General features: G+C 71.2%; 19 protein-coding genes. 11 read left to right on the top strand and 8 right to left on the bottom strand.

The features are described 5' to 3' along the window. Positions 1–53 precede the first annotated feature (53 nt). The gene (locus tag AC0699_RS07760) at positions 54–362 is read left to right on the top strand and encodes a VOC family protein (protein ID WP_478656964.1); all 309 of its coding nucleotides are present in this window, start codon (positions 54–56) and stop codon (positions 360–362) included. 68 nt (positions 363–430) lie between these two features. On the opposite strand, the gene AC0699_RS07755 is transcribed toward AC0699_RS07760, so the two are convergent. Next, a complete protein-coding gene (locus tag AC0699_RS07755; protein WP_478656961.1) occupies positions 431–1,201 on the bottom strand; it encodes a MerR family transcriptional regulator in 771 nt (256 codons plus the stop codon). Between the two features lie 120 nt (positions 1,202–1,321). Here AC0699_RS07755 and AC0699_RS07750 point away from each other — a divergent pair, with 120 nt between their 5' ends. Continuing rightward, positions 1,322–1,801 carry a macro domain-containing protein gene (locus AC0699_RS07750; protein WP_478656959.1) on the top strand — a complete coding sequence of 160 codons (480 nt, stop codon included), beginning with the start codon at positions 1,322–1,324 and terminating at the stop codon, positions 1,799–1,801. A 78-nt stretch (positions 1,802–1,879) separates the two neighbouring features. Next, positions 1,880–2,401, top strand: a complete 522-nt coding sequence (locus tag AC0699_RS07745; RefSeq protein ID WP_478656957.1) for a hypothetical protein — start codon at positions 1,880–1,882, stop codon at positions 2,399–2,401. Positions 2,402–2,541: 140 nt separating this feature from the next. Here AC0699_RS07745 and AC0699_RS07740 read toward each other — a convergent pair whose 3' ends face one another. The 4 genes from AC0699_RS07740 to AC0699_RS07725 form a co-directional block, all read right to left on the bottom strand. Next, positions 2,542–3,360, bottom strand: a complete 819-nt coding sequence (locus AC0699_RS07740; protein WP_478656955.1) for a DUF2785 domain-containing protein — start codon at positions 3,358–3,360, stop codon at positions 2,542–2,544. 134 nt (positions 3,361–3,494) lie between these two features. After that, positions 3,495–4,478, bottom strand: a complete 984-nt coding sequence (locus tag AC0699_RS07735; RefSeq protein WP_478656953.1) for a cation diffusion facilitator family transporter — start codon at positions 4,476–4,478, stop codon at positions 3,495–3,497. 147 nt (positions 4,479–4,625) lie between these two features. Continuing rightward, positions 4,626–5,627, bottom strand: coding sequence for a sphingomyelin phosphodiesterase (gene sph / locus AC0699_RS07730; protein WP_478656951.1), 1,002 nt, complete (start codon positions 5,625–5,627; stop codon positions 4,626–4,628). Positions 5,628–5,759: 132 nt separating this feature from the next. Then, positions 5,760–6,482, bottom strand: a complete 723-nt coding sequence (locus tag AC0699_RS07725) for an aspartate/glutamate racemase family protein (RefSeq protein WP_478656948.1) — start codon at positions 6,480–6,482, stop codon at positions 5,760–5,762. A gap of 116 nt (positions 6,483–6,598) precedes the next feature. Here AC0699_RS07725 and AC0699_RS07720 point away from each other — a divergent pair, with 116 nt between their 5' ends. Further along, on the top strand, positions 6,599–7,492 hold the full coding sequence (locus AC0699_RS07720) for an oxygenase MpaB family protein (RefSeq protein ID WP_478656946.1): 894 nt from the start codon (positions 6,599–6,601) through the stop codon (positions 7,490–7,492). On the opposite strand, the gene AC0699_RS07715 is transcribed toward AC0699_RS07720, so the two are convergent. Together AC0699_RS07715 and AC0699_RS07710 are read right to left on the bottom strand one after the other, a co-directional pair. Further along, positions 7,455–8,495: a LacI family DNA-binding transcriptional regulator gene (locus AC0699_RS07715; protein WP_478656944.1), complete on the bottom strand. Its 1,041-nt coding sequence runs from the start codon at positions 8,493–8,495 to the stop codon at positions 7,455–7,457. The genes AC0699_RS07720 and AC0699_RS07715 overlap by 38 nt on opposite strands. A gap of 96 nt (positions 8,496–8,591) precedes the next feature. Next, on the bottom strand, positions 8,592–10,085 hold the full coding sequence (locus tag AC0699_RS07710; protein ID WP_478656942.1) for a M1 family metallopeptidase: 1,494 nt from the start codon (positions 10,083–10,085) through the stop codon (positions 8,592–8,594). 200 nt (positions 10,086–10,285) lie between these two features. Between AC0699_RS07710 and AC0699_RS07705 the strand changes: the two genes are divergently transcribed. From AC0699_RS07705 to AC0699_RS07695, 3 genes are all read left to right on the top strand, one after another. Beyond that, positions 10,286–12,265 (top strand): Xaa-Pro dipeptidyl-peptidase, encoded by a 1,980-nt coding sequence (locus tag AC0699_RS07705; RefSeq protein WP_478656939.1) that lies wholly within the window; start codon positions 10,286–10,288, stop codon positions 12,263–12,265. Further along, a complete protein-coding gene (locus AC0699_RS07700; protein ID WP_478656936.1) occupies positions 12,262–13,569 on the top strand; it encodes a M14 family metallopeptidase in 1,308 nt (435 codons plus the stop codon). Before AC0699_RS07705 ends, AC0699_RS07700 begins: the two co-directional genes overlap by 4 nt. Before the next feature lie 74 nt (positions 13,570–13,643). Continuing rightward, positions 13,644–15,365, top strand: coding sequence for a BCCT family transporter (locus AC0699_RS07695; RefSeq protein ID WP_478656933.1), 1,722 nt, complete (start codon positions 13,644–13,646; stop codon positions 15,363–15,365). A gap of 47 nt (positions 15,366–15,412) precedes the next feature. Here AC0699_RS07695 and AC0699_RS07690 read toward each other — a convergent pair whose 3' ends face one another. After that, a complete protein-coding gene (locus tag AC0699_RS07690; protein ID WP_478656930.1) occupies positions 15,413–16,384 on the bottom strand; it encodes an FAD-dependent oxidoreductase in 972 nt (323 codons plus the stop codon). Positions 16,385–16,450: 66 nt separating this feature from the next. On the opposite strand from AC0699_RS07690, the gene AC0699_RS07685 reads away from it, so the two are divergent. From AC0699_RS07685 to AC0699_RS07670, 4 genes are all read left to right on the top strand, one after another. Beyond that, entirely contained in the window at positions 16,451–17,470 is a 1,020-nt protein-coding gene (locus AC0699_RS07685; protein WP_478656927.1) for an oxidoreductase, read from the top strand. An 82-nt stretch (positions 17,471–17,552) separates the two neighbouring features. Then, positions 17,553–18,089: a TrmH family RNA methyltransferase gene (locus AC0699_RS07680; protein ID WP_478656925.1), complete on the top strand. Its 537-nt coding sequence runs from the start codon at positions 17,553–17,555 to the stop codon at positions 18,087–18,089. An 84-nt stretch (positions 18,090–18,173) separates the two neighbouring features. Continuing rightward, on the top strand, positions 18,174–19,811 hold the full coding sequence (abc-f, locus tag AC0699_RS07675) for a ribosomal protection-like ABC-F family protein (RefSeq protein WP_478656922.1): 1,638 nt from the start codon (positions 18,174–18,176) through the stop codon (positions 19,809–19,811). Next, complete coding sequence (locus AC0699_RS07670) at positions 19,811–20,227, top strand: hypothetical protein (RefSeq protein ID WP_478656920.1); 417 nt, start codon at positions 19,811–19,813, stop codon at positions 20,225–20,227. Before abc-f ends, AC0699_RS07670 begins: the two co-directional genes overlap by 1 nt. Positions 20,228–20,555: the final 328 nt, after the last annotated feature.

Genomic DNA, 20,555 nt, shown 5'->3' with positions numbered 1-20,555 from the left:
GCGGACGGGCCCGCCACTGGCGCGGGCCCGTCCGCTCGGGCAGGGTGTTCGGCATGAGCCGATCACCCCGACTGGTGCTGAGCGGCACCTCGCTGGATGCCCCCGACGCCCGCGAACTCGCCGATTTCTACCGGCGGTTGCTCGGCTGGACGGTGGCGGCACAGGAGCCGGGCTGGGTGATACTCGTCCCGCCCGGGGGCGGTACGGCGCTGTCCTTCCAGACCGAGGAAAGGTACGTACGTCCGGTATGGCCCGGAGAATCCGGCGCGCAGCAGATGCAGGCCCACCTGGAGATCGCGGTCGACGATCTGGACGCCGCCGTGGCGCATGCCGTGGCCCAGGGAGCCGTGCCGGCCGCGTAGCCGCAGGACGATGTGCGGGTCTGCCTGGATCCGGCAGGGCATCCGTTCTGCCTGTGGCTGGGCCGCGCCTAGGGGGTGTCCTCCTCGGCGCCTTCCTCTTCGGCGCCGTGCTCCTCGGTGCCGAACGCGGCACGCAGCTCTTCCCTCAGCGACCGCTGGAACGCCGTCACGAGGGCCTGGATGACCATCGGCTGCATATGGGCCGACAGCGACTTCATCGTTGCCACGTGATGAGGGTCCGACTCGCGCTCACGGTACGGGTTCCACACCTCGTCCCGGAACAGCCGCGTCAGCTCGTGCGCCGCCGCCCGGGCGTGCTCGAGCAGGACAGCCCGGGAGGCGAGGATCGTCTCGTGCGCTATGGGTACGTCCAGCAGCTCCACCCCGAGCCGCAGCAGCCCGCCGTCGAGCCGGAACACGTCCGGCGCGCTCCCGCGGCCCAGCACACCCATCGCCGCCAGCCGGTCGACATCCTGGTCCGTCAGCGGCCGCCCGGCCCGGCGCTCCAGGTCCTGGCGGGTGGTCTCCTCCGCCGACTCAGGGGCCCAGGAAGCCACGAGGGCCCGGTGGATCGCCAGTTCGTGGGCGCTCAGGTCGGCCGGCAGCTGCTCGACATAGCGTTCGATCGCGGCGAGCGTCATGCCCTGGTGCTGCAGCTCCTCGATCAGCGCCAGCCGGGACAGATGGTCCGCGCCGTAGTGCCCCACCCGGCGCGGCCCGATCACGGGCGGCGGCAGCAGGCCGCGGGTGCTGTAGAAGCGGATGGTGCGGACGGTGACACCGGCGCGCGCGGCCAGTTCGTCGACGGTCAGCGTCGGCTCCTCGGTCTCGGTCGCCATGGTCTCCCTCACCTTCTCCGTACATCCATCCGATGCAACAGTAATGCTGTCTCACCAGTGTTGTGAAAGCGCTCGGAAACTTCGCGGCGGATTGTCAGTGGTGCCTCGTACGGTGGTGGCATGTCGGGGATCACGTATGTACGGGGGGACGCCACCGCGCCGCACGGCAAGGGCGTCAAGCTGATCGCGCATGTCTGCAACGACCTGGGCGGCTGGGGGAAGGGCTTCGTCGTCGCGATATCCCGCCGCTGGCCGGAGCCCGAGGCGGCGTACCGGCACTGGCACCGCGAGCGGGCGCAGAACGACTTCGGGTTGGGCGCGGTCCAGTTCGTCCAGGTCAGCCGCTATGTGTGGGTGGCGAACATGGTCGGGCAGCGGGGCATGCGCACGGGTAGCAAGGGGGTGCCCGTGCGGTACGAGGCGATCGGCACGGCCCTCGGCGCGGTCGCCGACAAGGCGGTGGAGCTCGGAGCGTCGGTCCATATGCCACGCATCGGCTGCGGGCTGGCGGGCGGCACCTGGACGCGGGTGGAGCCACTGATAGCGGAGCGGCTCACCGCGCGGGGCATAGCGGTCACGGTGTACGACCACGACGCGTAGCCCCACCCGTGGCTTGGCGTGTACCTGGCGCTAGAGTGCGGTGCTTGTTCGATTTGCCGCGCGACAAAGGGGGAGGGCATGAGTGCGCAACTGAGGGAGACGGCCACGGAGTTGGCGGAGATCCTGTGGCGTGAGCACACCGTGTACCGCGACCGGGCGGGAGGCGTGGTCATCCGGGGGGAGCACGTCCAGCGCTGGATCAGCCTTGCCCCCAGGGGCGGCCGGGACGAGGTTCTCGTCCGTGCGGGCCGGATCCTCGACGGGGGGACGACTGCCCCGGCGCGCTCGGAGGTGGTCGCGAAGCTCTCCGCCGGGACGAGCGAACTCGCCGCGATCTGCCGTCGGCTGCTGGCCGAAGCGGCCGCGGATGCCGTGCCCGGCGCGATGCAGGCGAGCGGCCCGGCCCGGTCCGGCCGCCCGGCCGAGCAATCCAAGGGACCCAAGAGATCCAAGGGACCCAAGAGATCCAAGAGACCCAAGAGACCCAAGCGGCCCGGACGAACCGGACGGCACACGAGCTTCGGGTCCTGGGTGGTCATCGTCTGCGTGATCGCACTCGTCGCCCTCTACACGTACAACGTGGCCGGGGCGTACCGGTAGCCGGCCCCACGACCCGCCCGTCCAGTCCCGTCACCGCCACCCAGGCCCCGAGCAGCGACGGCCACGTCGGCCGGCCGACGGGGCTGTCCGGCCAGCTCGCACAGCCCCGCGGCCCACGTCCGCGGCCCCGCACCCGAACGTCAGGCGAGCCAGCTGTAAGGCAGGCGCAGGATCGCGGCAACCTGCGCGGCCACCACCGGAGCGTGCGGTGGAACGCCTCCGTCGGCGAGGCCGCGGGTCAGGTGGAGATGAAGGGACTGAAGCGTGGCGAAGGTGTTGAAGGCCCACGGTGGGACGGGGCCGGGGCCGCCGCCTTCGAGGGCGTCCGCGACGACGCTCAACCATGCGGTTGCCTGCTCGGCCGTCAGGCCAGGGGCGAGCAGAATCCCGCTGAGCGCGCGGGCGAGGCGCGCGTCCTCCAGCTGCTCGTAGCGGTAGTCGGCGTGTGCGGCCGTCATCCGGTGGGCGCACAGTTCCAGCAGTTCGGTGCGGCGAGCAGGCAGAGCCCGCGCGAACGCCGCGGCCGCGTCGGCGCCGTGGGCGACGGCGTGCAGCCAGCCGAGGGAGTCGTCCCAGCCGCGGGTGTCGCGCTCTGACGGGTACCAGGAAGCGAAACCGGCGTACCAGCGCTCCGCGGCCCGCTCCGGCACGGTGCCAGGAGCGGCGTCCGCGCGCGTCAGAACGCACCGGAGCACCAGCGGAGCGAAGGTTCGGGCCTGAATCTCAGGATGGGTGAAACGGTCCGCGGCAGTGTCACCGAGGTCTTCCAGGACCTCGTCCAGGTGCCCTTCCCGTATCCAGCGCGCGGCCGCGGTGTAGGCATGGTCGTCACGGACCTCAGGGTCAGGAGACACGAGCATGGCCGACAGCTCGTCACTGAGCCGGGAAGCCGGTACGGCGTCGGGGAAGGGAAAGTCCTCGGCGGCGATCGACGGCCAGTCGACAAGATCCGTGCTCATCGCGTCAGCCTTCCACGCGCCGCGGGGCCCGGCAAGATCCGGAAGACAGGCCCTGGCTGTAGTCGTGTACCGCACGGGTCCTCGGACCACGGTCCCGGCACCCGCGAGGTCACACTCGAGCCATGTACCGGGAGCTACGCGAAATGATGGGCCAGGGCCGCATGCGGGTCCTGGTCCGTCGTGTGCCCGTGGTCGACGTGGACGGTCGCGCCCGCCAGCCGTGGCACGGCGTGCAGCAGCGCGTGCTCTGCGGCCACGGCCACCGCATGGGCCTGGACGACCGTCAGCGCCGGGTCGACCTCGACGGAGGTCTCCGCGCGCAGGGTGTGCCCGAGCCAGCGCATCCGTACGGCTTCCACCGCCCGTACGCCCTCGACATGGGAGAGCGCGTGCTCGGCCTCGTCCACCAGCGCGGGGTCCACGGCGTCCATCAGCCGGTGCCAGATCTCCCGCGCCGCGCCCCGCAGCACGAGCAGGATCGCGCCGGTGATGACGAGTCCGATCAGCGGGTCGGCGTACCGCCATCCCAGCGCCGAGCCTGCCGCGCCCAGCAGCACGGCGAGCGAGGTGAACCCGTCGGTGCGGGCGTGCAGTCCGTCGGCGACGAGTGCGGCCGAGCCGATGCGCTTTCCGGTACGGATACGGGCCCTGGCCACCCACTCGTTGCCCGCGAAGCCCACGAGCCCGGCCGCGGCGACGGCAGGCAGGTGGCTGACGTCCTGCGGCTCCAGCAGCCGCCGGACGGCCTCGTACCCGGCGAAGACGGCGGACGAGGCGATCACCAGCACGACGAAGACCCCGGCCAGGTCCTCCGCCCGCCCGAAGCCGTACGTGTAGCGGCGGGTGGCGGCCCGCCGGCCCAGCACGAAGGCGAGGGCGAGCGGGAGCGCGGTCAGGGCGTCGGTCGCGTTGTGGACGGTGTCGCCCAGCAGCGCGACCGATCCGGACAGTGCCGCGACGACCGCCTGGACGAGGGTGGTCGCGGCGAGGATCCCGAAGGAGAACCAGAGCGTCCGCAGGCCGTCGGCGGAGGCCTCGAGCGCGGCGTCGATGCGCTCACCGTGATGGTGATGGTGGTGTCCATGCCGGTGGCTGTGACTGTGCCCATGACCCTTCATGGACACCACCATGGCAGCCGGACCGCCCTGCAGCCATTGTCGAAAAGCGGCCTCTGACCAGCTGCGAAAGGCTTGCGACTACGGTCTCGCGGCTACTGCCCGGGCCTGCTCCCGCGAGGCTGCGGCCCCGTGCCCGCTGCCGGGCGGCTACTGCCCGGACGCGGTGACCGGGTAGTGGTCGGACAGGTTCGTGTACGTGTAGGCCGTTCCCCAGCTGGAGACCGTCCAGGGCGCGCTCTGCTCCTTGATCACGTTGTTGTTCCAGCCGGCCGGCTTGGCGTGGCCCGCCCGGTGGAGCACGTAGTCGAGGTCCTCGCGCGGGTCGTCGGGGTAGCGGTCGGCCGCGATCGAGTTGTCCTGCGTGTCGAAGGAGTACGGGTGGCCGGTACGCGAGTCGGCGCCGGTGAGGCCGCCGTCCGCCAGCATCGTCGCGTACTCGGGCGTGCGCGAGTCCACATTGAAGTCGCCCGCGACCAGCACCTGCTCCGAGGCCGGGATGTTCTTCGCGTCGAGGAACGCGTCGATCGCCTTGAACTGGCGGCTGCGCATCTGCGCCGCCTCACCCGCGCCGCAGCCCGGGTCGGTCGACTGCGCGTGCGTGCCCACGACATGCACCTTCGTGCCGTTCACGTCGAGCACCACGTACACGAAGCCCTTGTTGGACCACCAGTCGGCGCCGCAGGCGTCCTTGTAGACGTACTGCTCCTTGCGCAGGATCGGCCACTTGCTGAGGATCGTGACGCCGCCGTCCTCCGGGGTCGTCGCGGAGTACGAGCCACCGGTCGCGTCCCAGCCGGTCCTGCTGCGGCCCATCACCGGGGTCTGGTACGGGTACTGGGCGCGGGCGTTCTGCTGCAGCGCGTCGGAGGCGGAGTTGTCGAACGCCTCCTGGAGCACGACGACGTCATTGCCCTGGAAGAACGAGGTCTTCGGGATCTCGGCGGCGCGGTGGTCCTGGCCCCAGTTCGGGTACAGGGTCTTGCTGAAGAGGAAGACGTTGTACGTCAGCACCTTCAGCGACGGCGTCGCGGCGGCGGCCTCTGCGGCGGGCGCGGCTGACGCCGAGGGCGCGGCCACCGCGAGGGTGGCGGCGGCGAGGGTGCTGGCCAGGGCTGCGCCGGAGATACGGCGGAGCACGGATTGCGGCACTGGAACTCCCGTTTCTGATGGGGGGTATTGAACCGGCGCGCACATCAAAGCAGCGGGAGTTACCTTCGGGTAACCGTTAGGTGCCCGAATTCTTTCCGCAGGTTCACCATCCGCGGAACTTGTACGGACAACTCAGAGGGGGCCGCCGCGCCACACCGGCAACGGGCGCCTGCCGACCGCCGTTTCGAATGCCGCGCGGGCCAGCAGCCGCGTCGAATCCAGCATCGGCAGGGGTGAGACGTCCGGCGTCACCAGCAGCGGGATCTCGGTGCAGACGAGAGCGACGGCGTCGCAGCCGCGCGCCGCCAGCCGTTCGATGACACGGACGTACGTCGCGCGTGAGGCATCCGTGAACTCGCCGTTCACCAGCTCCTCGAAGATGATCCGGTCGACGGCCGAACGGTCCTCCGCCCCCGGCACCTCGCCGACGATCCCACGGCTGCCGAAGGCCCGCGGATAGACCGGGCCTTCCATCAGATACCGCGTGCCGAGGACGCCGACGCGCATGCGCCCGTCCCGTGCGGCGCGCTCCGCGACCACCTCGGCGATGTGCACCCCGGGCAGGGCGAGGTCCTCCCCGGGCAGCTCCAGGGCCTCGTGGGCGGTGTTGTCCGGGCAGACGAAGAAGTCCGCGCCGGCGCCCGACAGCCGCCGTACGCTCTCCGCGAGCGTGGCCCGGATCGTGGCGTGGTCCCCGGAAGCCCACGCGGGCATGCTGCGCGCGAGCGCGATGCAGTCCAGGGTCACATCCGGATGGTCGTGCGGTCCCAGCTCACGGAAACCCTCCCGGCAGAACTCGCGGAAGCACAGCGCCGCGCCTTCCGCGCTGTGCGCGAGAATCCCGAGGTGCGTCATGGGAGCTCCAGAGGTCGGGTGCCGGCCTCACACTAACCACGGGCGTGATCGCATACTGGAAGGGAGAGAGGGACCGGACACGGAGTCCCGCCACCGCCGACCCTGGGAGCGCATGCATGAGCAGGCCGCCGGATCCCGTACCGCCACCGCCCGGCGGTGTGCTGTGGAGCCTCGCCGGCGACATCCGCGGACTGCTGATGCTGCCCGCCGCACTCACCATGCAGGTCGCGCACCCCGCCGTCGGTGCCGGAGTCGACGAGCACTCCGTCTTCCGCACCGACCCGTGGGGACGCGGAGAGCGGTCCCTGCGCTCGCTCCAGCTCTGGGTGTACGGCGGCGAAGCCGCGGCCGAGGAGGGCCGCCGGCTGCGGCAACTGCACAGGACCATCCAGGGCACCGACACCCGCGGCCGCCGGTACCACGCGCTCACTCCCGAGTACTACGCATGGGTCCATGCCACCGGCTTCCCGGTCTACCAGCACGCCGCCCGCTATCTGTACCGCCCGTTCACCGCGGCGCAGGAGCGCAAGCTGTACGCGGAGTGGCTGCGGGTCGGGCGGATCCTCGGCATCCACGACCGGGACATGCCGCAGACCATCGAGGAGTTCTGGCCCTACTACCGCAAGGTCCTCGCCGACGAATTGGAGGCGACCGTCGTCGTGCAGGACCTCACCGCGACCGACCGCCCCGTACCGCCACCGGACCGCGGGCCGCTCCTGCTCAGGCTGCTGCTGCGCGCCTCTTGGCCGCTGATCCTGCCGCCGCTCGCCCGCTTCCGGCGCTTCGTCACCATCGGTCTGATGCCGCCCGACGCACGCGAGGCGATAGGGCTCCCCTGGACCGACGCGCAGGAGCGCAGACTGCGGCGCTTGGGCCGCGTCGTACGGGCCGTGGTGCCCGCCCTTCCCGAGCGGCTGCGCTATCTGCCGCTGGCGAGGCAGGCCCGCAGGGCGGCCCGCGAAGCGGCCCGGCTCACGCCGAGGCGCGGCGCACCAGCGTCGTCGGGGTGATCACCGAGGCCGGGGCGCCGGACCCCGGTTCGCTCTCGTTCAGTACCCGCATCAGCAGCCGCACCATCAGCCGCCCGTTGCCCTCGATGTCCTGACGGACCGTCGTGAGCGGGGGGTCGGTGGTCTCGGCCACCAGGGTCATGTCGTCGAAGCCGACCAGGGCGATGTCCTCCGGCACCCGCAGCCCGCGCTCGCGCAGCACTCTCAGCGCGCCCGAAGCCATCAGGTCGTTCGATGCGAACACGGCGTCCGGCGCGGCGCCACCGTCGAGCAGCCCGGCCATCGCACGTGCGCCGCTCTCCGCCGTGAAGTCGCCCTGGGCGGTCAACGCCGGGTCGGCTTCGGGCAGTACGTCACGGTAGCCGTCGAGCCGGTCCAGCGCGGAGGTCTGGTCGCGCGGGCCCGCGATGTGCGCGACGCGGGTGCGGCCGAGGGAGACCAGATGGCGTACCGCAGCCCGGGCGCCGCCGCGGTTGTCGCAGTCGACGTACGGGACCGCGTGCTCGGAGCCGGCTCCCGGCCCGCCCGGACGGCCCCCGAACACGGCGGCCACCCCCGACCCGCGGACCACGGAAGGCAGCGCGTCGTCCTCGTGCAGGGAGAAGGCGAGCGCCCCGTCGACATGGCCGCCGCCGAGATAGCGGGCGATCCGGTCGTGGTCGTCGGGCCCCTCCACCCACAGCAGCACCAACTGGGAGTCGTTGGCGGCCAGTTCCCGGCTGATGCCGCGCACCTGACGCTCGAAGAACGGATCCGAGAACACCCGGAACTCGGGCTCGGCGATGATCACGGCGACCGCCCCGCTGCGCCGGGTGACCAGGCTCCGCGCCGCATGGTTCGGTACGTAGCCGAGCTCGGCCACCGCCTCGCGCACCCGGTCCGCCAGCGGTGTGCGGACACCGGCCCCGCCGTTGACGACGCGCGAGACCGTCGCCCGCGAGACCCCGGCGCGGGCGGCGACGGCCTCCAGCGTGGGCCGGGTTCCAGTGGTCGGATCGGGCAACGGATGCTCCTCGTCGGCGCGTCGGACCGTGTCGACACGAGGGTAACCGCAGGTGCCGCCGCCCCCGAAGGGGCGACGGCACCATCAGAACCCACGTCAGTGGTCGTGGATCGTGTTCGTCGCGGCGATCTTCTTCCAGGACTTCGGCTGCGCCGGCCGGACGTCGGCACCGGCGGCGATCCGCTCGCCCGCCGCGGCCGGGGCGGCCGGCTTCGACGGCTGGTACAGCCAGGCGTCGAAGAACTCCGCGAGCGACTTGCCGGAGACCCTCTCGGCGTACTTCACGAAGTCGTCCACACTGCCGTTGCCGTTGGCGTTCACGGTCGGCCAGCCCTTGAGGATCGCGAAGAAGTCCTCGTCACCGATCTCTCCCCGCAGCGCCTGCAGAGTGAGCGCACCACGGTCGTAGACGGCGATGTCGAACTGCTTGTCCGGGCCGGGGTCGCCAGGCTTCACCGTCCAGAACGGGTCCTCGGCCGGATGCAGGGCGTAGACGTAGTCCGCCAGCTCCTGCGCCGTTCCCTCGCCCTCCTTCTCCGACCACAGCCACTGGCTGTAGCGGGCGAAGCCCTCGTTGACCCAGATGTCCTTCCAGCCCTTGACGGAGACGCTGTCCCCGTACCACTGGTGGGCCAGCTCATGGACGACCACCGAGGCGTTCGCGCCATTGGCGAACTGCCGCGGGCTGTAGAACGGGCGGGTCTGTGTCTCCAGTGCGAAGCCGCTCGGCACGTTCGGGACGTAGCCGCCGAGCGCGTTGAACGGATACGGCCCGAAGACCTCCTCCAGCCACTCCGCGATCTCGATGGTCCGCTCGACGCTGGCCCGCGCCGCCCCCGCGTTGTCGCCGAGGTCCTTGCTGTAGGCGTTGAGGACCGGTAGTCCCTTCGCGGTCTTGTCGGTCGTGATGTCGAATCTGCCCACCGCGAGGGTCGCGAGATACGTGGCCTGCGGCTTGTTCGACCGCCAGCTGAAACGCGTCCAGCCGAGCCGTGAACTCTGCGACTGCAGCACTCCGTTACTGATCGCCTGGGTGCCGTCCGGCACCGAGACGGAGATGTCGTACGTCGCCTTGTCCAGCGGATGGTCGTTGGACGGGAACCACCACACCGCCGAGTCCGGCTCCTGGGCGGCGACGCCGCCGTCCGGGGTGCGCTGCCAGGCGCTCCAGCCGTCGATCTTCAGCTCGGAGGGCTTGCCGGCGTACCGGACGACCACCGAGACCGACCGGTTCTTCTCCAGCGGTGAGGCCGGGGTGATCTCCAGCTCCCGGTCGCCGCTCTTCGCGAACACGGCCTTCCGGCCGTTCACCCGCACCTCGCTGACGTTCAGGCCGAAGTCGAGGTTGAAGCGGGAGAGGTTCTGCGTGGTGGTGGCGAGGATCGTCGCCGTACCCTCCAGCAGATCGGTCTTGGGCTGATATTTCAGCCGAAGGTCGTAATGCGATACGTCATAGCCGCCATTTCCGCTGGCCGGGTAGTAGGGGTCGCCAATGCCCGATGCCCCGGGCTCGAAGTCTGCGGCCGATGCCGGGATCGCCAGCAGAAGAGATGCCGCAAGCGCGCTCGGAACGAGGATTCTGCGGTGCACGAATGCTCCAAATAGTCGGGGCGGATGATCTCTTCGGAACCTATTCATGCGTGCGACGCCCCGTCATGTCCACGGCTCCTGTTGTCACACGATCGCCATTCGGCCGACACGATGCCCGTCGTCCCCTCCGTCGCCTCGGCCCACTCCTGGTTCTCTACTGCCCTCTGTCGCACAGGAGTTGACCGGAGTACCTTCCGCCCATGCCGATACGTGTGCGGGGCACCCGCCTTTGGAGCAGATCGCCGGCCGTGGCGGCCACGGCCGCCCTGATATCCGTGCTCATACCGCCGGGCAGCGCCCAGAGCGCCCCGCCCCGCGAGAGCAGACCCGTCTACTCGTACGACAACGCGATCCGGGAATCCGTATGGGTGGACACCCGGCTCGACGGCGACGGGGACGGCAGGACCGACCGCGTAGCGGTCGACATCGTCCGGCCGCGTGAAACGGCGCAACATGGCCGGAAGATACCGGTCATCATGGATGCCAGCCCGTATTACTCCTGCTGCGGGCGCGGCAACGAGAGCCAGAAGAAGACGTACGACGCGAACGGGAATCCCGTCCAGTTCCCGCTCTACTACGACAACTACTTCGTGCCGCGCGGCTACGCCTTCGTCGCCGTCGACCTCGCCGGCACCAACCGCTCCGACGGCTGTGTCGACGTCGGTGGCCGCTCCGACATCCACTCCGCCAAGGCCGTCGTCGACTGGCTGAACGGCCGCGCCCGCGCCTACACCACCCGCACCGGCGCCGCACGCGCCACGGCCGGCTGGACCACCGGCAACGTCGGGATGATCGGCAAGAGCTGGGACGGCACCATCGCCAACGGCGTCGCCGCGACCGGGGTCGAGGGCCTCAAGACCGTCGTCCCGATCGCCGCCATCTCCTCCTGGTACGACTACTACTTCGCCCAGGGCGCGCCGCTGTACGACTCCGGCCCCGACTGGCTCTCGAACTACGTGAACAGCCCCGACGCCCGCGCCCGCTGCCGGGCCGTCCAGCAGCGGCTCGTCGACGAGGCCCCGCGCAGCGGCGACTGGACGCGGCTGTGGAGCGAACGCGACTACGTCCGGGACGCCCGTAACGTCCGGGCCAGCGTCTTCGCCGTCCACGGCATGCAGGACCTCAACGTACGCCCGAAGCACTTCGGGCAGTGGTGGGACGCACTCGGCGACCACGGTGTCGAGCGCAAGGTCTGGCTCTCCCGGACCGGACACGTCGACCCCTTCGACTTCCGCCGCGGTGAGTGGGTCACGACGCTGCATCGCTGGTTCGACCACTACCTCCTCGGCTACGACAACGGCATCGACCGTGAGCCGATGGCCGACATCGAGCGCGCTCCCGACCAGTGGTCCACCGACCGTGTCTGGCCGCCACGCTCCACCGCCACCACCACACTCCGCCCCGGCAAGGGCGCCACCCCCGGCGTCGGCACACTCGCCCTGAAGCCCGCACCGCCCGGCGTCACGGAGACATTCACCGACGACCCGGCACTCGACGAGACCGACTGGGCCGCCGACATCGACCGCGCCACACCGGCCAAGGCCGGGTTCGTCACCCGGGTGCTCAGCCGCGACCTGCGGCTCTCCGGATCCTCCACGGTCACCGTCACCGCCACCCCCACGACCACGACCGCTCATCTCTCCGCGGTCCTCGTCGACGTCGGCCCGGACACCATCCGTGACTACGCGGCCGCCGGCGAAGGCATCACGACCCTCCCCGGGCGCACCTGCTGGGGCCCGAGCACGGCCGGTGACAGCTCCTGCTTCAAGGAGACCGCGGCCCGAACGGCCGCCGTCGACTACACCGTGGTCAGCCGCGGCTGGGCCGATCTCGGCAACCACGCCTCGGCGGTCAAGGGCCGCCCGCTCACGCCCGGCACGGCCTACACCATCACCCTCGATCTGCACGCCACCGACCATGTCGTTCCGGCAGGTCACCGTCTGGCCCTCATCATCGGCGGCACCGACAGGGACCTCATCGATCCTCCGTCCACGAGGCCGAGCCTCACCCTCGATTTCGTCCGAACCGCCGCCCGGCTGCCCTTCGTCGGAGGCGTTCCGGCCTTCGTGCGGGCCACCACAGGCGCTGTCCCGCCGGCCGCCACCGCGCGCGAGTCCCGTCTCGACGGTGTCGCGGAGCCGCGTCCGATCCGCCCGATCCCGGGAGCGAGCAACCGATGAACCGCCGTATCCGTATCCGTATCCGTACTCTCGCCCTGGCCGTCGCCGTCTGCGCCCTCGCCGCGCCCCTGATGTCCGCGCCGGCCCAGGCGGCCCCCGCCGCGCAGAGCCTGCCGCGCACCGGATTCGAAGCCTCGGGCGGCGCGCGCTGGACCGGTCAGGCCGAGGAGTGGCAGTTCCTCGCCGCCGTCGACCGGGCCGCCGACCGGGTCTCACTGGACACCATCGGCACGACAGGGCAGGGCCGCCCGCTCCGGCTCGTCCGCATCGGCGGCGAGCGGACCACGGCGAACACCATGCTGCTGATCTGCAGTCAGCACGGCGACGAGCCGTCGGGCCGCGAAGCCTGCCTCACCACCATCCGCGACCTCGCGTACGCCGAGGACGCCGGGACCCGGCGCTTCCTGGACCGTACGACCGTCCTCGTCGTCCCCACCGCCAACCCCGACGGCCGCGCCGCCGACACCCGGGAGAACGCGGACGGCGTCGACATCAACCGGGACCACATCGCCCTGAAGACCGCCGAGGGCCGCGCCCTGGCCGCCGTCATCCGTGACCGGCGCCCGGACGTGATCTACGACTTGCACGAGTACAACTCCACGCCCTCCTACTACGACAAGGAACTGCTCTCACTCTGGCCGCGCAATCTCAACACCGATCCGAGGGTCCACAAGGAAGCGCACACGCTCTCCGAGAACTATGTACGGCCCGCCGCCCACGACGCCGGATTCAGCAGCGGCATCTACGGCATCTGGACCGATCCGGTCACCGGTGAGCCCGTGAAGCAGGTCGCCGGTGACGGTCAGGAGCGCATCCTGCGCAACACCGCCGGCATCAAGCACTCCGTCGGGCTGCTCGTGGAGACCCGCGTCGATCCTCTGACCGACGCCGAGAAGGCGGACGCGGCCCTCAACAACCGGCGCCGGGTCGCGACCCAACGAGCCGCGCTGGACGGCGCGTTCGACTTCGTCGACGAGCGTCGCGGCCGGATCGAGGCCGCGACGGGAGCCGCACGTCTCGCGGGCTTCACGGACCGTGGCCCGGTCTACGCCGGCGGCGCCGACAACGACCCCGCCACCACCGAGGAGATCATCCAGGACCCGCCCTGCGGCTACCGGCTCAGGGCCGGACAGTACGCGGACGTGAAGGACGAACTCGCCCTGCACGGCGTGCTCGCGAAGGCGGAAGGGGGCGGGGCCGCCTTCGTACCGCTGCGGCAGTCCCAGCGTGCCCTCGTACCGCTCCTGCTCGACGAGCGGGCGGTATACCACCTCACATCCGGACATCCTGTTACCGCTTGTTGATACGACGAGACCCGCGTGACCTGTGGTAGGAGGGCTTACGGAGAGCGAGTCCAGGCTCCGTGAACCTCCGAAAGGTGCCACCTGTGCCGCACGAGGAATCGCCCGACGAATCGCACGACGCACGGAAACCGGGCAGCCGGGGAGATCTGCCGGTGACGGCGGACCACCCCGGCCTGTCCGGGGACTCCCGGACGGACCGCGTGGTCTTCGGCGTCACCGCGGCCCTCACGCTCGCCTTCGTGATCTGGGGTTCCGTCGCCACGGACACCCTGGAGAGCGTCTCCAGCAGCATGCTCTCCGGCCTCATCCACAACGGCGGCTGGGCGTTCGTCCTCGCCGCCTCCGGCTTCGTCGGCTTCGCGCTCTGGCTCGCCATCAGCCGCTACGGCAGGATCCCGCTCGGACAGGAGGGTGAGGAGCCCGAGTTCCGCACCGTTTCCTGGGTCGCGATGATGTTCAGCGCGGGCATGGGCATCGGCCTGATGTTCTACGGCGTCAGCGAACCTCTCGCGCACTTCACCACGCCGCCGCCCGGAACCAGGCCGGCCGACGCCGCCGAGGCCATGGAGATCTCCATGGCCACCACCCTCTTCCACTGGACGCTGCACCCCTGGGGCATCTACGCCGTCGTCGGACTCGCCATCGCGTACAGCACCTACCGGCGGCGCCGGCGCCAGACCATCAGCGCCGTCTTCGAATCACTCATCGGCAGAAAGCACGCGTACGGCACGGGCGGCCGGATCATCGACATCCTGGCCATCTTCGCCACCCTCTTCGGGTCCGCCGCCTCTCTCGGCCTCGGGACCCTCCAGATCGGCAGCGGCGTCACCGAACTGGGCTGGATGGAGAAGGTCAGCACGGCACTCCTCGTCGGCATCATCGCCGTACTGACCCTCGCGTTCGTCCTCTCCGCCGTCTCCGGCATCGAGAAGGGCATCCAGTGGCTGTCCAACACCAACATGGTGCTGGCGCTGCTCCTCGCACTGTTCGTCTTCATCGCCGGGCCGACCATCATCGTGCTCGACCTGCTTCCGACGTCGATCGCCGCCTACTTCGGGGAGCTGCCGCAGCTGGCCGGGCGCACCGAGGCCTCCAGCGGCACGGGCGTCGGCGACTGGCTGGGCACCTGGACGGTCTTCTACTGGGCCTGGTGGATCTCCTGGACGCCGTTCGTCGGCATGTTCATCGCCCGCATCAGCCGGGGACGGACGATCCGTCAGTTCGTCGGCGGGGTGATCCTGGTGCCGAGCACGGTCAGCCTGTGCTGGTTCGCCGTCTTCGGCGGCACGGCGATGAAGCTCCAGGAACGCGGGCGGCTCGGCGAGGAGACGACGCCCGAGGGACAGCTCTTCGCCGTGCTCCAGCAGTTCCCCATCGCCACGGCGACGAGTCTGCTGGTGATGATCCTCGTCGGGATCTTCTTCGTGTCGGGCGCCGACGCCGCGTCCATCGTGATGGGCGCGCTCTCCCAGAAGGGCGCCCTGGAACCGGGCCGGTTCGTCGTCGTCTTCTGGGGCGTGGTCACCGGGGCTGTCGCGGCCGTGATGCTCCTCGTCGGCGGCGGGCAGGGCGACGCGCTCGCCGGACTGCAGAATCTGACCATCCTGGTGGCCGCGCCGTTCGCCCTGGTGATGATCGGCATGTGTGTCGCGCTGATGCGCGATCTGCGCCACGACCCGCTGATCGTGCGCGGCCGGCGAGGTGAGGAGGTCGTCGAACTCGCCGTCATCGCCGGCCACGAGAAGTACGACGACGACTTCGAGCTCCGTATCGGCCCCGTCCCGCCGGGCAGCTGAGGCCGCTGCACGCCGTCACCGAGGGGCGTTCACCGGTCCAGGTCCGTTCACCGGGCGAGGTCCGCGGCGGCCCTGGCACAGCCCCAGGCCGCGGTGACGCCCGCGCCGCCGTGACCGTAGTTGTGGACCAGACGCGTGCCGTACGGGCCCGGCGCGCCGTCCAGGCGGACCCCCGAGGCCCTGGCCGGGCGCAGACCCACCCGGTGGCCGAGGACCCTCGCGTCCGCGATCTCCGGCCGGATCCGCGCGCACCGCTCCACGATCGCCGCGGCGGTCGCCGGGTCCGGCTCCAGGGACCAGGAGCCCTCCACCGCGGTGCCGCCGAGGATCAGCCGGCCGGGCTGCGGGAAGAAGTACGTCAGCGTGCTCGACTCCTCGTCCACTGCCGTGAACCAGGTCTCGATCCCGGGGTTCTCCACGAGCACCAACTGCCCCCGGACCGGCGACATCTCCGGGTCCGGCACGAGGCCACGCGCCCCGAGCCCGGTGCAGTTGACCACCACGGCGCCCTCCGCCGCCGCCTCGTCGAGCGAGGTGATCCCGCGGGTCTCGACCGTCCCGCCCGCCGCCTCGAGCCGGGCCCGCAGCCAGCCCAGGTGCACGGGCATGTCGATCAACGGCAGCCGGGCCCGGAGCGCGGGCCCGCCGCCGCCCGGCGCCTCACCCAGCGCCAGTTCCCGCAGACCGGCCAACTCCCGCGCCCACGGCCCCAGGGCGTCGAGCCGGGCCCCGGACTGCACACCGGCCACCAGTCGCACGCCGGTCCCGTCCGGGTCCGTGGCGAGCTCCTCGTACACCCGCAGCGTCGCGAGCGACCACTCGCCGACCAGCGCCTCGGGCTCGATCCGGTACGGCCACCACAACGCCCCCGCGACCGCGGACGTGGTCGCTTCCGCCGGCTCACGGGTCCACAGCCGCACCCGGCGGCCCTCCTCGGCGAGTACCACCGCCGTCGTCAGCCCGATGACCCCGCCGCCCACCACGATCACATCGCCCACGCCGCTCACCTCCCCGCTCATGGCCGGACCGTAGCGGAATCGAAGATGCCGTGCTCACATCACGTCACAGCTGGGGATACTCCAGACATGTCTGCCGAGTACGCGACCTTCGCCCTGGCGCCGGCGATGCGAGCCGGGGGAGTCCTGGCCGATGGTGGCTACCAGGTCCACCGGGACTTCATGGACTTCATCGTCGACGGCTGCCCGCTCCTCTTCCAGCTCTCCGACCTCGACGCGGTCTCCCCGCTCGCCTCCGACATCCCGCCCGCGATCTTCACCCGTCAGGTCCGCGCTCTGCTGCTGGAGGCAGAGGCCCCGCTTCCCGGCGGGCGTTACGTCATCTACGGCTGCCCCGAGTGCGAAGGACTCGACTGCGGCGCCGTCACCGCCGTCATCGAGCGCGACGGGGACGACATCGTCTGGCGGGACTTCGCCTGGCAGACCGACGAGACCGCCGACCTGGAACTCAACGGCTACCACGGGATAGGGCCGTTCCGCTTCCGCGGCGGGGAGTACCGCACGGAGCTGGAACGGCTCCTCGACGACGAGGAGGGCCGGCCGCGCCGTCGCGTCCTGCTGATCGGCGCCCGTGTCGCCGTCCTCGCCAGACTCGCCGCCGCCCTGCGCACCATCGGCATCGGCGCCGAGATCGCCCATGATGCGGCCGGAGTCCCCGCCGAGGAGCTCCGTACCTACGGGGCCGTCGCCTTCGGCCGCGCGGTCGTCGAGCCCGAACGGGCCGCGGTGCGCGCCGTCTTCGAACAGGCCGGGGTGGATGTCGCGTACGTGGACGGGCTCGCCCCGGTCATCCCGCTCCTGGTCGCCCAGATCGAGCACGCCCTCGACCGCTCGTCGGCGCGCCGTCGGCTGACCGGGCTGACGGCGGCCGGTGGTGAGGCGACGGTGACCGTCACCTCCACCTGCCGAGTCCACCTCGTCGCGTACCGCCTGGACCGGCTCCACCGCACCCACACGCACGACGTCTTCGACGGGATGCTGGAGCCCGGCACCCACCGAATTCCGCTGGACGCGCGGGCGGTCAAGGGGCAATCCTTCGTGGTGGCACGCGCCATGGGGGGCGTGCTGGTCGCGCCCGTGGCGCGATGACACAGCCGAGGGGCCCGGGCGAGCCGGTCAATCGCCGACACGACATGCATCAGCCGAACCGGAGGTCCGCCTCCCCGCGCCGATGAGCGGCGCCCGGCGGAACGGTCCGTCCATCCGCACACGTACCCCGGCGGAGCTGCGCCGATCGCGCAGACCGCGTGCCCACGCCTGCTGGGACCACCTCTACGCGGCGCCCCTGTGGCCGCTGCACGGCGCCAATCTGGGGACACTCGCCCGCACCTGTGACGCGGTCGGCGCGTGTCTGACCGTGCCGCGCTTCCCCTGGGTTCCCGAGGCCCTGGCCCGCGGCAACACGCTGCGCAAGCCGCTCTGCACGCACTGGACCGGCGATCCTCTGGGATGGCTGGCGAGGCAGCGCGAACGCGGCGTACGGATCGTGGGCGTCGAGCTCGCCGACGAGGCGGTACGTCTCGCCGATCTCGCGCCCGCCCGGGAGCCCACGGTCATGGTCCTCGGCCATGAGCGAATAGGTATCCCGCCCGAAGCCCTCGACCTGCTCGACGAGTGCGTGGAGATTCCGATGATCGGCACGGGCGCCAGCCTGAACGTCGCCGTCGCCGGATCGCTCGCGCTCTACAAACTCGCGGGCCTGCTCTGAGCCGCTCCAGACGGCCCCGGCGGGCCCGGCCCCTACCGGCCGGGCCCGGCCCCGACCTGCGCCCCCGATAGGATCGGCCCCCTCATGACTGCAACCCTCGTCGCCAAGGACCTCGCCGCCGGACACGGCGACCGCTCGCTCTTCGCCGGCCTCGACCTCGTCGTCGCGCCCGGCGATGTGATCGGCCTCGTCGGAGCCAACGGAGCCGGAAAGTCCACCCTGCTCCGCCTGCTCGCCGGTCTCGACCGGCCCGAGCAGGGGGAGCTGCGGCTCTCGCCGCCGACCGCCACCGTCGGGCACCTGCCGCAGGAGCCGGAGCGCCGCGAGGGCGAGACCGTACGGCAGTTCCTCGCCCGCCGTACCGGGGTCGCCGCGGCCCAGGCCGCGATGGACGAGGCCACCCAGGGCCTCGTCGACGGCACCCCCGGCGCCGACGACGCCTACGCGACCACACTCGAGCGCTGGCTGGCGCTCGGTGGCGCCGACCTCGACGAGCGCGCCGAGGAGATCGCGGGCTCGCTCGGTCTCACCGTCGGCCTCGACCAGCCCATGACCTCGCTCTCCGGCGGCCAGGCCGCCCGCGCCGGGCTCGCCTCCCTGCTCCTGTCCCGCTACGACGTCTTCCTCCTCGACGAGCCGACCAACGACCTCGATCTGGACGGCCTGGAGCGGCTGGAGACCTTCGTCCAGGGGCTCCGCGCCGGCACGGTCGTCGTCAGCCACGACCGCGAGTTCCTCACCCGTACCGTCACCAAGGTCCTCGAACTCGACCTCGCCCAGCAGCAGATCACCCTTTACGGCGGCGGCTACGAGGCCTATCTGGAGGAGCGGGCGACCGCCCGGCGGCACGCGCGCGAGGAGTACGAGGAGTACGCCGACAAGAGGTCGGCACTGGAGGGCCGGGCCCAGATGCAGCGCGCCTGGATGGACAAAGGCGTCAAGAACGCTCGCCGCAAGGCCACCGACAACGACAAGGCCGGCCGCAAGTTCCGCAGCGAGGCGAGCGAGAAGCAGGCCGCGAAGGCCCGCCAGACCCAGCGGATGATCGAACGGCTCGATGTCGTCGAGGAGCCCCGCAAGGAATGGGAGCTGCGGATGGAGATCGCCTCCGCGCCCCGCTCCGGTGCGGTCGTGGCGACCCTCCGGGACGCCGAGGTGCGGCGGGGAGACTTCCGCTTCGGGCCGGTGTCGCTCCAGATCGACTGGGCCGACCGCGTCGCCATCACCGGCGCCAACGGCTCCGGCAAGTCCACGCTGCTCGCCGCTCTCCTCGGCCGCCTCCCGCTGGACGAGGGCCATGCGGTGCTCGGCTCGGGCGTCGTCGTGGGCGAGGTCGACCAGGCCCGGGGCCTCTTCCACGGCACCGACTCGCTGCTGGACGCCTTCTGTGCGGCCGTCCCCGAAACCGAACCGGCCGAGGTCCGCACCCTCCTCGCCAAGTTCGGCCTCAAGGCCGACCACGTACTGCGCCCCGCAGCCACCCTCTCACCGGGCGAGCGGACCCGCGCCGCGCTGGCCCTGCTCCAGGGCCGCGGCGTCAACCTCCTCGTCCTGGACGAGCCGACGAACCACCTCGACCTGCCGGCCATCGAACAGCTGGAGTCCGCGCTCGACTCGTACAGCGGCACGCTGCTCCTGGTCACGCACGACCGGCGGATGCTCGACGCGGTCCGTACGACCCGCCGCATCGAGGTCGCGGCAGGAAAGGTGACCGAGCTCTGATGACCGACCCCACGACCCGTCTGATCGCGCTCCTCGACGACCCCGACGCCGATGTCGACGAGACGATCGACCTGGCCGACGACATCGCGGCGTCCGGCGACCGCGGTCTGCTCCCGCGCCTGGTGACCGAGCTCGGCCGCTTCATCGGTGAACGGAACTTCTACGCCCGCGAGATGCTCGGCGGGGTGATCGCGGCGATCGGCGGCACCGACGTACTGCCGGTGCTGCTGCGTGCCTCGGCCGTCGACCTCGGTGACGATCAGGACGGACTGGCGACGGAGATCGTCGGCGTGGTCCAGTCGGACCCGCGGACGGCCGGCGCGCTCCTGGAGCCCCTGACCAAGGACGACGACCCAGCCGTCGCCTCCCGGGCGGAATGGGCCCTGCGCTTCCTCCCGGACGCGCCGCAGGTGTAAGAGACGCGCCGCGGCTCGGCCCGCCGGGCGTGTGAGTGCGGGTGTGTGTGGGCTGGCTGGGCGGGTTGCTGGTCCATTTTCCAGTCGGTCGGGCGCGTGAGTGCGGGTGTGTGGGCTGGCTGGGCGGGTTGCCGGTCCGCTTTCCGGCCGGTCCGGCGTTTGAGGACGGACACTTCCCGGCACGCCCGACGGTAAGGGGTTGCTTCCCAGCCCGTCGGGGGGGGGGGGGGGGGGGACAACGAAAGGGCCCCCCCCACGTGGGAGAGAGGAAGAGGGGGAGGGGACGGAAAAAAGACACAGCGCGCATTCCCCACCTCTCTTCGGGTTC

This window comes from Streptomyces sp. NPDC043870 (assembly GCF_056435785.1).
This window is presented reverse-complemented; position numbering and strand designations above follow the sequence as displayed.

Excerpts from the sequence above, each read along its gene's own strand:
- AC0699_RS07670 (WP_478656920.1), top strand. The coding sequence starts at position 19,811 with ATGACCGACCCCACGACCCGTCTGATCGCGCTCCTCGACGACCCCGAC.
- AC0699_RS07740 (WP_478656955.1), bottom strand. The coding sequence starts at position 3,360 with ATGAGCACGGATCTTGTCGACTGGCCGTCGATCGCCGCCGAGGACTTT.
- AC0699_RS07760 (WP_478656964.1), top strand. The coding sequence starts at position 54 with ATGAGCCGATCACCCCGACTGGTGCTGAGCGGCACCTCGCTGGATGCC.
- AC0699_RS07700 (WP_478656936.1), top strand. The coding sequence starts at position 12,262 with ATGAACCGCCGTATCCGTATCCGTATCCGTACTCTCGCCCTGGCCGTC.
- AC0699_RS07755 (WP_478656961.1), bottom strand. The coding sequence starts at position 1,201 with ATGGCGACCGAGACCGAGGAGCCGACGCTGACCGTCGACGAACTGGCC.
- AC0699_RS07750 (WP_478656959.1), top strand. The coding sequence starts at position 1,322 with ATGTCGGGGATCACGTATGTACGGGGGGACGCCACCGCGCCGCACGGC.
- AC0699_RS07745 (WP_478656957.1), top strand. The coding sequence starts at position 1,880 with ATGAGTGCGCAACTGAGGGAGACGGCCACGGAGTTGGCGGAGATCCTG.
- AC0699_RS07685 (WP_478656927.1), top strand. The coding sequence starts at position 16,451 with ATGTCTGCCGAGTACGCGACCTTCGCCCTGGCGCCGGCGATGCGAGCC.
- AC0699_RS07680 (WP_478656925.1), top strand. The coding sequence starts at position 17,553 with ATGAGCGGCGCCCGGCGGAACGGTCCGTCCATCCGCACACGTACCCCG.
- AC0699_RS07725 (WP_478656948.1), bottom strand. The coding sequence starts at position 6,482 with ATGACGCACCTCGGGATTCTCGCGCACAGCGCGGAAGGCGCGGCGCTG.
- AC0699_RS07690 (WP_478656930.1), bottom strand. The coding sequence starts at position 16,384 with ATGAGCGGGGAGGTGAGCGGCGTGGGCGATGTGATCGTGGTGGGCGGC.
- AC0699_RS07705 (WP_478656939.1), top strand. The coding sequence starts at position 10,286 with ATGCCGATACGTGTGCGGGGCACCCGCCTTTGGAGCAGATCGCCGGCC.
- abc-f (WP_478656922.1), top strand. The coding sequence starts at position 18,174 with ATGACTGCAACCCTCGTCGCCAAGGACCTCGCCGCCGGACACGGCGAC.
- AC0699_RS07720 (WP_478656946.1), top strand. The coding sequence starts at position 6,599 with ATGAGCAGGCCGCCGGATCCCGTACCGCCACCGCCCGGCGGTGTGCTG.
- AC0699_RS07735 (WP_478656953.1), bottom strand. The coding sequence starts at position 4,478 with ATGAAGGGTCATGGGCACAGTCACAGCCACCGGCATGGACACCACCAT.